This window comes from Streptomyces sparsogenes (assembly GCF_001704635.1).
Lineage (GTDB): Bacteria > Actinomycetota > Actinomycetes > Streptomycetales > Streptomycetaceae > Streptomyces > Streptomyces sparsogenes.
Window position 1 is genome coordinate 17,712 of record NZ_MAXF01000195.1, and the last position, 15,227, is coordinate 32,938.

General features: G+C 71.4%; 13 protein-coding genes. 3 read left to right on the top strand and 10 right to left on the bottom strand.

What is annotated here, in order from left to right:
• Position 1: 1 nt before the first annotated feature.
• From BBH68_RS35665 to BBH68_RS35700, 8 genes are all read right to left on the bottom strand, one after another.
• Entirely contained in the window at positions 2–439 is a 438-nt protein-coding gene (locus tag BBH68_RS35665) for a universal stress protein (protein ID WP_065967937.1), read from the bottom strand.
• A 151-nt stretch (positions 440–590) separates the two neighbouring features.
• Complete coding sequence (locus tag BBH68_RS35670; protein WP_065967938.1) at positions 591–2,624, bottom strand: oxidoreductase; 2,034 nt, start codon at positions 2,622–2,624, stop codon at positions 591–593.
• A 55-nt stretch (positions 2,625–2,679) separates the two neighbouring features.
• Positions 2,680–3,720 carry a Gfo/Idh/MocA family protein gene (locus BBH68_RS35675; RefSeq protein WP_065967939.1) on the bottom strand — a complete coding sequence of 347 codons (1,041 nt, stop codon included), beginning with the start codon at positions 3,718–3,720 and terminating at the stop codon, positions 2,680–2,682.
• Between the two features lie 132 nt (positions 3,721–3,852).
• Entirely contained in the window at positions 3,853–4,989 is a 1,137-nt protein-coding gene (locus BBH68_RS35680) for an NAD(P)/FAD-dependent oxidoreductase (RefSeq protein ID WP_065967940.1), read from the bottom strand.
• 260 nt (positions 4,990–5,249) lie between these two features.
• Positions 5,250–6,371, bottom strand: a complete 1,122-nt coding sequence (locus BBH68_RS35685) for a LacI family DNA-binding transcriptional regulator (protein ID WP_245738465.1) — start codon at positions 6,369–6,371, stop codon at positions 5,250–5,252.
• Entirely contained in the window at positions 6,371–7,150 is a 780-nt protein-coding gene (locus BBH68_RS35690) for an amino acid ABC transporter ATP-binding protein (RefSeq protein ID WP_065967941.1), read from the bottom strand. Before BBH68_RS35690 ends, BBH68_RS35685 begins: the two co-directional genes overlap by 1 nt.
• The gene (locus BBH68_RS35695) at positions 7,147–7,899 is read right to left on the bottom strand and encodes an amino acid ABC transporter permease (RefSeq protein WP_065967942.1); all 753 of its coding nucleotides are present in this window, start codon (positions 7,897–7,899) and stop codon (positions 7,147–7,149) included. Before BBH68_RS35695 ends, BBH68_RS35690 begins: the two co-directional genes overlap by 4 nt.
• 2 nt (positions 7,900–7,901) lie before the next feature.
• Positions 7,902–8,753: an ABC transporter substrate-binding protein gene (locus BBH68_RS35700; RefSeq protein ID WP_079151421.1), complete on the bottom strand. Its 852-nt coding sequence runs from the start codon at positions 8,751–8,753 to the stop codon at positions 7,902–7,904.
• An 894-nt stretch (positions 8,754–9,647) separates the two neighbouring features.
• On the opposite strand from BBH68_RS35700, the gene BBH68_RS35710 reads away from it, so the two are divergent.
• Positions 9,648–10,112, top strand: a complete 465-nt coding sequence (locus BBH68_RS35710) for a DUF5709 domain-containing protein (protein WP_065967944.1) — start codon at positions 9,648–9,650, stop codon at positions 10,110–10,112.
• 21 nt (positions 10,113–10,133) lie between these two features.
• Here BBH68_RS35710 and BBH68_RS35715 read toward each other — a convergent pair whose 3' ends face one another.
• Positions 10,134–10,835, bottom strand: coding sequence for a class I SAM-dependent methyltransferase (locus BBH68_RS35715; RefSeq protein WP_245738466.1), 702 nt, complete (start codon positions 10,833–10,835; stop codon positions 10,134–10,136).
• A gap of 666 nt (positions 10,836–11,501) precedes the next feature.
• On the opposite strand from BBH68_RS35715, the gene BBH68_RS35725 reads away from it, so the two are divergent.
• Both BBH68_RS35725 and BBH68_RS35730 read left to right on the top strand, forming a co-directional pair.
• Complete coding sequence (locus BBH68_RS35725; protein ID WP_065967947.1) at positions 11,502–11,681, top strand: hypothetical protein; 180 nt, start codon at positions 11,502–11,504, stop codon at positions 11,679–11,681.
• A 112-nt stretch (positions 11,682–11,793) separates the two neighbouring features.
• Positions 11,794–12,468: a class I SAM-dependent methyltransferase gene (locus tag BBH68_RS35730; protein WP_158080337.1), complete on the top strand. Its 675-nt coding sequence runs from the start codon at positions 11,794–11,796 to the stop codon at positions 12,466–12,468.
• Here the strand turns inward: BBH68_RS35730 and BBH68_RS35735 are convergent.
• On the bottom strand, positions 12,422–15,223 hold the full coding sequence (locus BBH68_RS35735; protein WP_065967949.1) for a type 1 glutamine amidotransferase family protein: 2,802 nt from the start codon (positions 15,221–15,223) through the stop codon (positions 12,422–12,424). The genes BBH68_RS35730 and BBH68_RS35735 overlap by 47 nt on opposite strands.
• Positions 15,224–15,227 lie beyond the last annotated feature (4 nt).

The window sequence follows — 15,227 nt, forward strand, 5'->3', positions numbered from 1 at the left end:
GTCAGCGCGGGTCGCCGGGGACGTCCTCCGGGGCGAGAAGTACGGCGATCCGGCTGCTGTGGGTGACGGCGTCGCTGACCCGGGGGTTGAGGAGGGCTTCGAGGGCCCCTCGGTGGTGGGGGCTGAGGACCAGAAGGTCGGCCTGCCACTCCTCGGCGGCGGAGGAGATGGTGGTGGCTATCTGAGTGGTCAGGGCGTCGGCGAGGGTGCCCTCGGCGTCGACGCCCGCCTCACGCAGCGAGGCGACGGCCTCGTCCAGGATGGCCTTGGCCTCCGCGTCCTCCTCCAGGGAGACCACGGCGGCGATCGTCGCCATGGAAGCGGCGACGTGCAGAACGCCGACCTTGCCCCCGGTCAGCCGGGCCATGTCGCCGGCCAGGCGTACGGCGGAGTGGCGGGCGGGGCTGGAATCGACAGCCACGAGAATCCGCTGGAACATCGCTTTCGTCCTTTTCAGATGGGAGGCCGCGAGGGGGCGCCGTACTCGCCGACGGCGGGCCGTGCCGCGGCCGTTTCTCCGTCACCCTATGCCGGGCCGCGGCGGCCCGGTTGCCGGTGAGCGCACGGAGGTGTGTCCGGCAGCGCACCGGTCACAGCGCCATGCACAGCCGCCGGGCGTCGAGGATCGCGGCGTGGATGTTGCGGTGGGCGACCGCGTCGCCGATGCGGAACAGCTGGTAGTCGCCGTCCGGGTGGGCCACCGTGGTCTGCGGCCGGCCCTCGGTCAGCGCGACGGGGTCGGTCTCCCCGAGGTTTCGCGAGCCGGCCCTGAGGCGGCCGTACAGGTCGTCGACCGGCAGGGTCCCGTGCTCGACGACGACCTCGTCGACGGTCCGCTCCACGACGGCGTCGGAGTACACGTTGGCCAGCGTGGTGATGAGCGCGCCGTTCTCCCGGCGTACCGAGCGCAGCTCGTGGTCGGGGGTCAGGACGGCGCCGGAGGCGTACAGGGCGCGCAGGTAGTCCGGATAGATCGTGCCGGTGACATCCGCGCCGACCATCCGGTCGGGGGTGACGAGTTCCACCCGGACACCCGCGGCGGCCAGCCGCTCGGCGGCGGTCAGGGCCTGTTCCCCGCCGTGGTCGTCGTAGACGAGTACGCGACGGCCCGGCCGTGGGGTGCCGCCGAGCACGTCCCACGTCGTGGTGATGAGTTCCTCGCCCGACTCCACGACGGATGTGTTGGGCAGGCCGCCGGTGGCGACCACGACGACATCGGGCCGCAGGGCGAGGACGTCCTCGGGTTCGGCGAAGTGGTTGAGCGCGACCGTCACTTTCAGGCGCCGCACTTCCTGGGCCAGCCAGTGGACGATCCCGGCCTTCTCGGCATGACGGGGTGTCCTGGCGGCGAGCAGCACCTGCCCGCCCAGTTGGCCGGCCGCCTCCAGCAGCGTCACGTCGTGCCCGCGTTCCGCGCAGACCCGGGCGGCTTCGAGGCCCGCCGGGCCGCCGCCGATCACCACGACCCGCTTGGTGTCCGCGCCCGGGGTGACCAGGTGCGGGATCACGGCTTCGCGTCCTGTGGCCGGGTTGTGCAGGCAGAAGGTCTCGACGCGGGACGCACAGTAGGTGGCGCCGACGCAGGGGCGGATGCGGTCCTCCTCGCCCGCGATCAGTTTGGCCACGAGGTGCGGGTCGGCGATGTGGGCGCGTGTCATCCCGACCATGTCGGCGTGGCCCGCGTCGATCGCGTACCGCGCGGTGGGCAGGTCCGCGATCCGCCCGGCGTGGAAGACGGGCAGGTGCACCGCCTTGCGGATGGCGCCCGCCACCGACACGTCGGCGCCGAGCGGGCGGCCGAACACCGGTATGACGTCGGACAGCTCGCGGTCGGTGTTACCGGCGCCGCGAATGACGGAGAGGAAGTCGAGCGCGCCGGTGTCCGCCATCGCCGTCGCGATGTCGAGGCAGTCCGCGGCATCGAGGCCACCGCGAACCCCTTCGTCGCCCGGGATCCGCAGGCCGACGACGAAGTCGGTGCCGACCTGGCGCCGTACCTCCTCGAGCACCAGCCGGCCGAAGCGCAGCCGGTTCTCCAGGCTGCCGCCGAACTCGTCGTCGCGGTGGTTGGTGCGCGGCGACCAGAACTGGTCGATCAGATGGCCGGCCATGGCGGCGATCTCTATCCCGTCGAGCCCGCCCTCGCGGGCCCGCCGGGCGGCCGCGCCGTAGGCCTTGACGATCCGGTCGATGTCGAACCGCTCGATCTCCTTGGGGAAGCTGCGGTGCGCGCGCTCGCGCACCGCGGACGGGCCGACCGCCGGCAGCCACCGGTCGATGTCCCACTTGGAGCGGCGCCCCAGATGCGTGACCTGCAACATGATCGCGGCGCCGTGCTCATGCACCCGCTCGGAGATCGAGCGGTAGAACGGCAGCACCGCGTCGTCCCCGGCGTCGATCTGGTCGAACACGTTCGCGGAATCGGGGGCGACGTTGCTCGATCCCCCGATGATCGTCAGCGCGATGCCGCCCTTGGCCTTCTCCTCGTGGTACAGCGCGTACCGCGGCCCCGGGGCGCCGCCGTCGAGATAGCCGGACGGTGCGTGTCCGGTGCTGTAGATGCGGTTCCTCAGCAGCAGGTTGTTCACCCGCAACGGCTGCAGGACCGGGTCGTTCCGGCTCACTGGGGAGGGCTCCTTCCGGGAGGGGAAAGGGGTTGAACGGGTCACCGCGCTCGCGTTACGACAGGTTCACCACCGCCCCCGTGTCCGCGCTGGTCCGAGCGGCGTCCAGGACGGTCGCGGTGGCCACCGCGTCCCACGGATCAACGGGCACGGGCCCGGTGCCACGCACCGCGGCGGCGAACGCCGGGTAGAACCGGTCCCACGCCCCACGGGCGGAGGCCACCTGCTCGACGCGGTCCCCGCGCAGCACCCGGCCCCACCGGGACACGGGCTCGGTTCCCCAGCGGTCCCCCTCGGAGGCCGGGGAGCAGCCCGCGACCAGCAGCTCCTCCTGTCCGTCCACGCCCTCCACCACGTACGAACCGGTGGTCCCCGTGGCGCGGAAGCGGAGCCCCGGCGCGCCCTGCCGCCAGCTGCCCGACAGATGCGACCGGACGCCACCGCGGTGGGTCAGCGCGACGAAGACGTCCTCGTCGAGCCCGGGCTCGCCGCCCGTGGCCTCGCGGTGGCGCAGTTCCGCGTAGACGCGCTCCACCGGCCCGCACAGGACGAGCGCCTGGTCGATCAGATGGCTGCCGAAGTCGAGCAGGGTGCCACCGCCCGCCGCGGGCGGTCCCGGTTCGGGCTGGAAGCGCTCGAACCGGGACTCGAGCCGGATGAGGGTGCCGAGGGTGCCCTGCTCGACCAGGCGCCGCAGGGTCAGGAAGTCCGAGTCCCAACGGCGGTTCTGATAGACGGTCAGCGGCACGCCGAGCCGCTCCGCCAGCTCCACCGTCTCCCGTGCCGATCGGGCGTCGAGGGCGAACGGCTTGTCGCAGACCACCGCCAGGCCCAGTTCCAGGGCCTGCCGCACCAGCGGGATGTGCGTGGCGGCGGGTGTCGAGATGGCGACCGCCTCGGCTCCGCCCCGGGCGAGGTCCGCCAGCGAGGCGTACGCCGGGCGGCCGAGCTCCTCGGCGACCCGGGCCCGGCGCTCCGGCGAAGTGGTGACCACTCCGAGGAAGTCGCAGTCCGGTGCGGAGGCGAGCAGCGGCGCGTGGAAGTACCTGCCGCCGAAGCCGTAGCCGGCCAGTCCGATGCGGAGTGGAGCGCTCATTGAGGGGTGGGATCCTTCCTGCGGTGCCTGGGATGCGGGCGGGTCTCGGTCGCCGGTCTTCGGTCGCCGGTCGCCGGTCTTCGGTTGCCAGTCGCCGGTCGCCGGTCGCCGGTCGTCGGTCGTCGGTCGTCGTCAGCGGAAGCGGGCGGGGTTGAACGCCGCCAGCAGCGGGCTGCTCTCGCCGGTGACGATCTCCTCGGCCAGCAGTTCGCCGGCGATCAGGGCAAGGGTCGCGCCGCTGTGCGTGAACGCCACGTGCAGGCCGGCCACCTCCTCGACCGCGCCGAGCACCGGCTCGCCGTCCCCGGGGATCGGCTTGGGCCCCACCCCGTAGGAGGCCGCCGTCAGCCGCGGGTTGCCCTCCAGGACGGCCGACGCCTCCCGCAACAGCTGCTCGACCGTGTCGTCCTTGACCTCGTAGGTGCCGTCCGGGTGCACGATCACCTCGTCGGCCGAGGCGTCGGAGTCCATCACCAGCGATCCGTCCGGAGCGGGACGCACCGCCACGCGGGGCGTATTCAGCACGGCGCGCAGAGCGGTGTCCACGGGCGGGGTGCGCACCAGCAGCGCCACCGGGGTCGCGTCCGGGATCCGCACGCCGTATTCCTCGACCATGCGGGGCACCGCGGCGCCCGTCGCCAGGAGTACGGAGTCGACGTCGATCCGCTCGCCGGACCCGGTCCGTACGGCCGTGGCCCGGCCGCCTTCCACGACGACGGACGCGGCGCCGGCGCCGGTGACGACGCGGCCCCCGGCCACGGTGAAGTCGGCGGCGAGCCGGGCGACGAGTGCCTCGAGGTCGACCCAGCCCTCCCCCGGGTTGAAGATGGCGCCGTCGTCCGGGATCGCGGCCGGATCGACACCGGGCGTCCAGTCGGCCACCTCGTCGCGGGTCAGCCACCGCGCGTCGTATCCGCATCGCCGCATGTGGTCGAACGCCGAGCGGTGTGACTCGGGGGCGTCGGGCGCCGCCCAGGTCAGCCCGCCGTCGAAGGTGAGGTAGGCGGAGGAGGACGGGTCGCGGTGGGCGAAGGTGCGGTAGCGGTCGATGCCCAGCAGCCGCAGCTCGTGGTACGCCTGGGAGCGCAGGCCGGGGCCGCCGAAGGAGTTCAGCCACGACAGGGAGCGGCCCGACGCGCCGTCCGCGAGTTCCGCGGCGGTGACGAGGACGACCTGGGCCCCACGCCGGGCGAGCTGCGCCGCGGTGGAGACCCCGAGGACGCCACCGCCCACGACGGCGACGCGGGGGCTGGAGGAGGAATTGCGCATGGGAAAGTAACCTTCCGTGCTGGACATGGGCTGGACATGGGTGGGGAACGGCCGGTGCCGGTCGGGCGACCGGCGGCGCGGTGCGCGCGCCGGCGGGGCCGCCGGGGTTGCCGGGGCCGCTTGGTCGGGTGACCGCCCGTCCGGCGGTGTTGTTCGCGGTGCTGCGGTTCCGTGGCTTCGTGGTTTCGCGGGTCGCGGGGCCAGGGGGGTCCGCGGCGGCGGAGGTGATGCGCCGGCCGCCGGCCCGCGGCTTTCAGGGGTCAGACGGTATGGACGGCGTCCCGCCCGGCGGCGCTGGAACGGACGATCAGTTCGGTGGGCAGGATGATCCGCTCGCCCGGACTGTCATCGCCCTTGATCCGTGCGAAGAGCCGTTCCGCGGCGATGCGGCCCATGTCCATCGGGGACTGGGCGACGACGGTGAGCGGCGGATCGACCAGGGTGGTCCAGTCCAGATCGTCGAAGCCGACCATGGAGATGTCGTCGGGGATGCCCAGGCCGCGGCCCCTGACAGCGGTGAACAGCCCCTGGGTGGCGACGTTGTCGGCGGCGAAGACGGCCGTGGGCGGTTCCGGCAGGTCCAGCAGCGCCTCCGCCTCGCGTTCGAGGTGGGCCGCCTCGCCGACGACGGTGTAGCGGATCAACTCGGCCGCGGTGGGGGCTCCGTACTGGTCCATGGCGGCGACGTAGCCGCGGATGCGGTCGATCGAGGGACGGGCCGCGCCGTGTACCTCCAGCCGTCCGGTGCCGGCCCGCCTGAGCAGCTCCGGGCTTTCGGAGGGATCCACGCACAACAGCATCCCGATCCGGCGGTGGCCCAGCCGCAGCAGGTGCGAGACCGCCTCACGGGCGGCCGCCTCGTTGTCGATGACGACACTGTCCGCGTCGAGCACGCCGCTGTGCCGGTCGAGCAGGACGACGGGGACACCCAGCTCCTGGGCCCGCTGGAGATGGCCGACGTCGATGACCGCGTTCGGCGCGACGACGATGCCCTCGATCTGCTTCTCCAGCAGCACCTTGACGGCTGCTCGCTCGATGTCCAGCCGGTCGTCGCTGTTGGCCAGGATGGCCTCGTAGCCCTCCTTGCGGGCGACGTCGCAGATGCCGCGCATCGCGGTGGCGAAGTACGGGTTGGAGATGTCGACGCCGACGAAACCGATGGTGCGGGTACCGCCGGACCGCATGCTGCGCGCGACGCCGTTGGGCGAGTAGTCCAGCCGCGCGGCGGCCGCCCGCACCTGGTCGCGCAGGGCGTCGCCGACCCGGCCGTAGTCGCCGAGCGCCCGGCCGGCCGTGGCCACCGAAACGCCTGCCTCGCGGGCCACATCGGCCACCGTCGGGCGTCTGCGGCCGCCCTGCGCCCCCGTCTTCGTCGACGCCATCACAGCACCTGCGACAGGAACTTCTTCAGCCGCGGCGACTGCGGGGCTTCGAAGATCTGCTCGGGTGGCCCTGACTCCACTACGACTCCGGCGTCCATGAACACCACCGTATCGGCTACCTGCCGGGCGAACCCCATTTCGTGCGTCACCACCACCATCGTCATGCCCGCGCCGGCGAGGTCGGCCATCAACTGCAGCACCCCCTTGACCAGCTCGGGGTCCAGCGCGCTGGTGACCTCGTCGAAGAGCATGACCTGAGGCTCCATCGCCAGGGCCCGTGCGATGGCGACCCGCTGCTGCTGACCGCCGGACAGCTGGCCGGGCCGGTGGTCGCCGCGGTCGGACAGGCCGACCTCGCGCAGCCGCCGCCGGGCGATCCCGACCGCCTGCTCCTGGGACATCTTCTTGACGTTGCGCAGTGCGAGCGTGATGTTCTGGAGGGCGGTCTTGTGCGGGAAGAGGTTGAAGTGCTGGAACACCATGCCGACTCGCTGCCGCAGCACGTTGATGTCCATCGCCGCGGTGTCCTCGCCGTCGAGCAGGATGTCGCCCGCGGAGCGGGTTTCCAGCCCGTTCAGGCAGCGCAGCAGTGTCGACTTGCCCGAACCGGAGGGCCCGATGATGCACACCGCCTCACCGGCCGCCGCCGTCAGGTCGGCGCCGCGCAGCACCTCGACCGAGCCATAGCTCATCCGGACGCCGCGGGCCTCGAGCGAGGCGCCCGCGAAGCGGGTGTCGGTGGCGGACGCCGAGGCGGCGGTCAGGTCCGGCGTCTTCATACGAGCACTTCCTTCGGATCGACGAGCGAGGGCTCCTCGGGCGTCGCGGCCGGCCGGCGGGACCCGTCGCGCAGCCGCCGGTCGATGTAGTTGACCAGGTGCGTCAGGGGGACGGTCAGCAGCAGGTAGCACAGGCCGGTGGCCAGCAGCGGCGACAGGTTGCCGGTCGCCACCGAGTCGTCCTGGCCGATCCGGAACAGCTCGCGCTGACTCGTGATCAGGCCCAGGAAGTACACCAGGCTGGAGTCCTTGATGATGGCGATGAACTGGTTGACCATCGCCGGCAGCACCCGGCGCACCCCTTGCGGCACCACCACCAGGCGCATCGCCTGGCCGTGTGTCATACCCAGGGCGCGGCAGGCCTCGCCCTGCCCCTTCTCCACGCTCTGGATGCCCGAGCGGAAGATCTCGCCGATGTACGCGCCGGACATCAGGCTCAGCGCCAGAATCGCCACCGGGTACGGCGAGGCGAGCCAGCTGATCTGCGCCGAGAAGACCCCCTCGCCGATCATCAGGATGGTCAGCGCGGCCGGCATGCCACGGAAGATGTCGGTGTAGACGCGGGCGGGTGCCCGCAGCCACGGGCGGGACGAGAGGCTCATGATCGCCAGCACCATGCCGATGACACTGCCCAGCAGCGCGGAGAGCACCGACAGGATCAGGGTGTTGCGCAGTCCGTAGGTCAGCAGATCGGGCAGGACATCACCGATCAGCTGCCAGTCGAAGAAGTTGTGCAGAAGGTCGTTCATGGCTAGCCCTTGGCGGTGTAGGGGGGCAGCTCACTGCTGCTCGGCACCGGGTCCTGCGGGAAGTACTTCTTGTAGAGCTTGAGCCACGTGCCGTCGGCCACCACTTCCTTGAGCGCCCGGTTGAGGCCGCTCAGCAGCTTGGTGTTGCCCTTGCGCACCGCCCATCCGGCGGGGAAGTCGGTGGCCGGGACGGTGATGGGCTGCTTCAGGTGCAGGTCGGGGTACTTCTTGGTGATGGCGAGGTTCGGTTCGAAGTCGTTGAAGAACCCGTCGACACGGTTGTTCTTCAGCGCCAGGTCGGCCGTGTTGTTGTCGGGGAAGCGGACGATCTGCGCCCCCGGGATGAACGTGCCCGAGTTCATGTCGGAGATCGAGCCCTGCAGCACCGCGATCCGCTTGCCCTTCACACTGGCGACATCCGAGGTGATCCCGCTCTTCGGGCGGGTCAGCACCCCGAAGTAGCCGGCGAGGTAGCCGTCGGAGAAATCGACCATCTTCTTGCGCGGCGGGGTGATGCCCACGGCTGCCGCCGCGACATCGAACTGCTTGTTGTTGACCGCCGGCAGCAGGCCCGCGAACTCGAGCGACACGAACTGCGGCTTGAGCTTGAGCTTGTGGGCCACCGCCGTGATCAGGTCGACGTCGAACCCCACCAGCTTGCCGTTCTCCTGGTAGGTGTACGGCTTGGTGTTGTTCGACGTGCCGATCTTCAGCGTGCCACTGGTGCCGACTCCGTACGTGTTCGCGGCCGATCCGGCCTGTCCCGTGGACGAACCGGAACCGCAGCCGACCGCGGTGAACGACAGCAGCGCCACGGCCAGCACCACCCCTCTTACCGACCGGAACTTCCCCATTTTTCCTCCATGCGTGCTGGAACGTCGTGCGTGTGCTGGAGCCCGGGCGCGTCTACAAGCTCCGGACGGTGATCAGATGTGACGACATGCTCCACAAGGCCGGACGGCCACGATCGGCGGCCGATGGCAACGGGCACCTGCCGACCCCCGCCGACAGCACGGCCGTGCGGCCGCATGGCTGGCGAAGGCGTCGAATCGCGCCCGGCTCCCCCTTGTGAGAACGTTCTCTCGGAGTGAAGTGAGAGAACGTTCTCACGGGCGTTGGGGAGCGTCAACCCCTTGTTCGTCAGACTTCTGGGAACGCTCTGATCCCCGCCGGGACGGATGAAAGACAGGCTCGACGGGGCGTGTGCGGTGGGTGCTGAGCGCCTCGATGACGCGTCTGGACTGCTCGCCCAGCTCGTCGGGGTCCGGGGGCCGATCGCACACCCGGGGCAGGGTCGCGCGGTCCTCCTCGACCGCCATGAGGCCGTGCGTGACCCACCGCGCCTGCTGGGCACTCTCCCCCGCGCCCCTGAGGGCCGCCTCGATCTGTCCGGCGGGCGCCAGACTCCGGGACACCTGGACGACGCCGGCCATGACGCACGACGCGTCCCCGAGCAACCCGCGATCCACGTACGGCGCCGGGGACACCGACGGCTCATGTCCGGCCACTCACGGTGACCCGCGGTGCCACCGTGGCGCCGGACTCCAACGCGCCGCGTGTTCCACGCGCGCCCTCTTGTTGCCCAGGAGCGCACGCTACCTCGGTTCGTGGCGGTGGCGCGGAAAACGGCTGGGACACTTGTGTCTGTCACCGTTGCCGGATTGCCGAGGCGGCACGGGTTCAGTGCAAGACTGGTGGGAGAGCTGCCTCCAGCTTTCCGCCCCCGAACGACTCTGGAGCGCGAACGAATGGCCGACGAAGCGATGGGGGACGAGGTCTACCAGCCGGACGGGTCGGAGGTGCAGGACGACGTCGGGCTGCTGGACGCGTCGGACACCCTCGACTACCGGGCCGGCGACCAGGCCCTGGACGAGGGCTACTCGCCTCCGGAGAGGCCCTGGGCCGTGGAGCACACCGGTGTCACGGCGGCGGAGCAGCGGCGTGGGGAGAGTCTGGACGAGCGCCTTGCCGAGGAGGTTCCGGACATCGCCGTGCCGGAGGGCGACGGCATCGGGGACACCTGGGACACCGATGGTGAGCCCATCGACGACGAGGTCGGCGACGAGCGCGCCGGACGGCTGATCGGGCCGGACGAGGGCGCCCATGAGAACACCGAGTCCGACCTGGTCGCTTTCGACATCGGCTTGGACGGGGCCGGGGCCTCGGCCGAAGAGGCCGCGATCCATCTGATCCCCGACTCCGAGACCTCCTGACGGGAAGCGGCCTTCCGGCCCTCAGAACGCGTGGAAGTCCTCGAAGGGCGGCTCGAAGGAAGGATCGGGCAGGCGCAGCGCCTTGCAGCGGATCCTTGGTTCGCCCCGAGGGCCGGAGCCCGCCGCCGTCGCGGTTTCGCCGGGAAATGCGCCGGGAATTACCGTCCACCCCAGGTTCTGCTGGTAGTAGCGCACGGCGGTTCGCACGGACGGTGCCCAGTCGTCGTCGACGACGATCAGCCCGCCGCGTCGGACGATCTTTCGCAGGAAATAGAGATCGACGAAGACTTCATGGAACCGGTGACTGCCGTCCACGAATGCCGCGTCGGCGGTGAGACCCTCGCTGAGGAGTTGCGGGAGCGCGATCGACGAAGGACTCGGCATGAGCGAGGCGATCGAATCCAGGCCCGCGGAGCACAGCAGCTCCCAGCCGACGTTGGACCAGGCACTTTCCTGGAGCGGGTCGATGATGATGTGCCGGGGACGGGGCCGGTTGACAGTGATCAGCGCCTCGCCGATGGCGAGGGCGGAACTCGCGTATGCGAGACCGACCTCGACCACCGTCTGCACGCCCTCGGAAATCAGCAGGTCACGCAGCAGATCACAGTCGCGTTCCGGCACGGTGACCGTCTCGAAGTCCGCCTCGCGGTCCCGCGTCCGCGCAGGCCCCTCCTCCACGAGCCGACGGCGTACCTGGCGGATTCGCATGATCGTACTGGTCACCCCTCCACGCTAAGGGAGCCCTTCGTCGGCGCGGAAGGGTGAAAGCGGAAGGGTGAAAGCACCGCTCGCGGCGGCCGCGGCTCACGCCTTCTGCCGTTCCGGGTTCGGGCCGGTCGGGACGGAAGCACGGGGGCTCAGCGCGCGGCGCAGCAGCGGGACGGCGAGCAGCCCCAGGACCGCGACCGCGAGGAGGAACATCAGGTCGGTGAGCGCGCTGCCGGTGGAGTCGACGACCGCCGCGATGCCGAGCGGTCCGAATCCGCCGCCGAGGTTGCCGACCGCGTTGACGGCGGCGATGCCGGCGGCCCGCGCCGGTGAGGAAGCGTGGGATGAGCGCCCAGAAGGCGGGCTGCGCGGCGTAGCCGCCGACGGCGGCCGCGCACAGGCCGAGCATCTGGACGGTGGGCGAGCCGAAGAGCGCCGCGACGGTGAATCCGGCGATGGTCAGGGCCAGCATGGCGGTGATCCAGAGGTACGGGGTGTCGCGGCGGGCCACGAGGCGGGGTACCACGACGAGGCCGACGGCGACGCACACGTACGGGATGGCGGGCACGAAGCCGACCTGGGTGGTGGTCAGGTCGCCGAAGCCGTCGATGATGGTCGGCAGCCAGAACGACAGCCCGTAGATGGAGAGCGGGAAGGGAGCTGGTCATTCCGGCCGCGAGCGTGGCCGTGCTCGGCTACACCCTCTACCGCAACGTCGTGCCCTACCCGACGGGCGCGGCGTTCTGGCTGCCGATCACGGCCGGCGCCTGGATCGCGGTGGCCCTGGCCGCTGTCCTGCTCTCCCCGGCCCTGGTGCGGCGGATCGGGCGGCGACTCACCGAGGAGGAAGGACTCGCCTGACACCGTCCCGCTCCGTAAGAGCCACCGCGCCGCCGACGCCCGTTGTCGGCGGCGCGCGCGAGATAGGATCCGTGCGATTACGACCACGGATGAAAGACGGATCATGACGTCGATGGATGACATCCTGAGGGAAATCGCCGACCTTCGGCAGGTCATGGAGAACCGCTTCAGACAAGTCGAGGCTCTGACGAATCTCTACAGAATTATTCCCGTCAAGCACGCCATGCCACGCCCCACGAAGTGGACGGCCTCGCCCGATTTCCTGCTCTTCCTGGTCTCACACATCCAGGAGCGTCGCCCGCTGTCCGTCCTGGACCTGGGAAGCGGCGCTTCGACGGTCTGGATGGCGAACGCGCTGCGCCACTTCGAGATCCCCGGGAAGATCGTCTCGATCGATCACGACAAGGACTTCGGCAGTGCGACAGCCGCCACCTTGCGGCGGCAAGGGCTGAGCGAGTACGCACAGGTGCGCATCGCCCCCCTGGTCGAGGTGGACATCGAAGGGGAGCGATGGCAGTGGTACGACCCGGCGCGGATGGAAGACGTCGAGAACTGCGACATGGTGGTGGTCGACGGGCCCCCGGGGTTCCTCCAGCCGCTTTCCAGGTACCCGGCACTTCCCCTGCTCGAATCCAAAACGAACAGCGATGCGCGGATATTCATGGACGACGCGAGCCGCCCGGACGAGCGGCGGATAGTCGAGCGCTGGTGCCGCCAGTATCCGGATTGGTCCTCCGAATTCATCGACCACGAAAAGGGGACGGCTGTTCTGACACGGTCCCGCTGACCGCACGGCGACCACCGAGGTCCGGCGGCGCGAGGGCGCGGCTCAGCAGCGGCGGCGCCAGCAGCCCGCACGGCTCGGGCTCGGCGCGGAGTCCGGTCCCGGCGTAGTAGCGGTTGGCGGCCGACGGCGCGACCCGGACGCGGAGTTCGTTCCCCCCGGGCCGCAGGGTGTCGGCGGGGATCGTGACGCGGTACGGCGCCCAGGCCCGCTCCCCCACCCGCACGCCGTTCACGGACACCGCCACGGCTCCGGCGACAGCCGGGAGCACCAGCTCCAGAGGGACCGGCGCGTCGAGCTGGACCTGCCGCACATAGTCGGCGGTGCCCGCGAACGTCGCCAGGCCCTGACGCTCCCAGCCGCACGTCACCGCGATGTCGCGGCGGGTACCCGCCTCCTCGTACGCGTCGTCGGCGATCTCGAGCAGCCAGCCGGACACCAGCTCCTCCGGCGCCGACCATTCCCGTTCCGGCGTGCCGTGACCGGCCGCGGCCCCGGCACCCTCCGTGGCGTCCGCCCGCCCGGAAGCGTGCTCCGCGCCCCTGAACACGCGCAACAGGCGCAACTCGTTCTGCTCCAGCCGCAGCACGACCGGGCCCCCGGCCGCGTCGAGGGCGTGTACGGTGCCGTCGGCGGCCACCCACTCCTCGAGCCGCCAGGGCCCGTCGGGCAGCAGGAGCTCCACCGTCCCCGCGGCCTCGGCGAAGCACGCGAAGCGGAAGCCGTCGGCCGCGTCCGGGCCGCCGCGCCAGCGCACCGCCGAGCCCGCGGGCACGCGCAGCGTCGGCTCGGTCCGCTCCCGCCGCGCGCCGAGCCCGCGCAGGACCGTCTCCGCGGGGACCGCGTCGAACAGCTCCACGGCCGGGGCGAGGGCTGCCCAGTCCGCCGCGGCGGTCTGCGGGCCCTCCTGGTAGACGGCGGGTGTCGCGCCGCCGGCGAGCACCCGGACCCCCGATTCGGCCAGCCGGCGAAGCCGGCGCAGCGACGCGGCCGAGCGCAGCGTCGTCACGGCGGGAAGGACGAGCGCCCGGTACCGGCGGTCCCCCAAGCACACCGCGCCCTCCTCCACGGCGGCGGCCTCGAGATCGCGTTCGTCGACGAGGTGGAAGCCCACCCGGGCCTCGGTGAGCGCGCGCGCCCATGCGCCCAGCACCGACGCCTGCTCGCCGAGCTGACCGGCCGTCCACACCGTACGCAACGGGTACAGGACCGCGACATCGCACTGCGGGGACACCGGGTCGAGGAACTCGCTCAGCCGCGCGCTCTCGAGCGCGAACGGCAGGTGGTGGTCGGCGAACCACGGCTCGAAGTTGATGCCCGGGGGGAAGTCGAAGCGTGGGTTCCGCATCGACTCGTGATCGTCACCGTGACCGTGGGTCTGGTAGAAGCCATGGAAGATCATCTGCCGCATGCCCTGCAGATGGTGGTTGATCGACGTGGTGCGCAGCTCCGCCAGGCTCAGCCCCCAGTGGCCGGACCACGGGGTCCCGCCTTCGGGCGGGGTGAGGAAGTACTGCTCGACCATCGTCCCGCCGCGGCCGTGGTGGCGGGCGACGGAGTCGCCGAACACGGGGCTGAGCTGCACCAGTGCGTCCTGCGCGTCCACCGCGGTGAGGTCGCGGTAACCGTCCACGCCGAAGTGGTCGAGCCCGAAGTTCACGCGCAGGTCCCAGTTCGTGAACGCGGTGTCGAGCGCCCACCCGCCGACGTGCCCGAGGACTTCATGGCCGGTCTGCCGCAGGCCGTGGGCGTGGCTCCAGGCGCGCAGCCTGCCGAGGAACGTCTCCATCGCGTAGCCGCTGAAGTGCTCGTAGAACTGGGCCCGGAGGCTCAGCCGCTCCGGGTCGTCCCCGTCGAGCACGGCGGCGAGCACCTGGGGGGTCCGCTCGTGCCAGCGCTCCCGGATGGAGGCGGCCAGGCTCTCGTGGAACGGCATCGCCGAACGCAGGTCTCCGGTGCGCTCGGCCCAGTCGTAGTACACGGCGTGCGGCTGGTCGAAGAACATGTAGGCGACGGTGGAGCCGAAGAACTCGCCGAGGGCGTCGGCGAAGGGCTGGTAGCCGGCCTCGACGAAGCGGTCGACGGCGAGCGGGTCGACCGGGTTCACGAGCCGGGAGGTCGCGCAGCGGGCGGAGACGAACACGATCGCCTCCGCGCCGTCCGGCACGGGCTCGGCGAGGCGGAGGCGGCATCCGTCGGGCGCGCCGTCCACGCGGTCGACGAGCCCGGGCCGCTCGGCGGCCGTGCCCCGCTCCCCTGCCACGACCAGCGCGTACTCGACCCGCCAGTCGGCCCAGGCGACGACCCCGCCCTCGTAGTGCCAGTCCATCGCGGCGGGGCCGAGGTTCTCCGTCGCCGAGCGGATTCCGCTGAGCGCGCCGTCGCGCGCCCCCGCGGGGATCCGCACCCAGAAGAGGTGGCGTTCACGCAACTCGTCGTGGCCGGTCACGGCGCGGCCCGCGGCGTGACCGGTCTGCCAGTTGTAGTCGTCGTAGATGCCGACGATCATGCCGAGCCCGGCGGCCGTCTCCACGGCGACACGGCAGGCGGCGAGGTAGTCCTCGTCCAGGTAGCCCTCGATCGGGTAGGACAACCGCGCCTGCACCTGGAAGCTCCGGATCCCGGCGTCGTGCATCTGGCGCACCTGGGCGCGGACCGTGTCCTCGTCGGGCAGCCGGTGCCAGAACCAGTAGGCGGCCGGCGCGTGCCACGGGTCCGGGTTCCGGAAGCGCCGCAGCGCGGTCTCCTGTGCGGACAAGGGT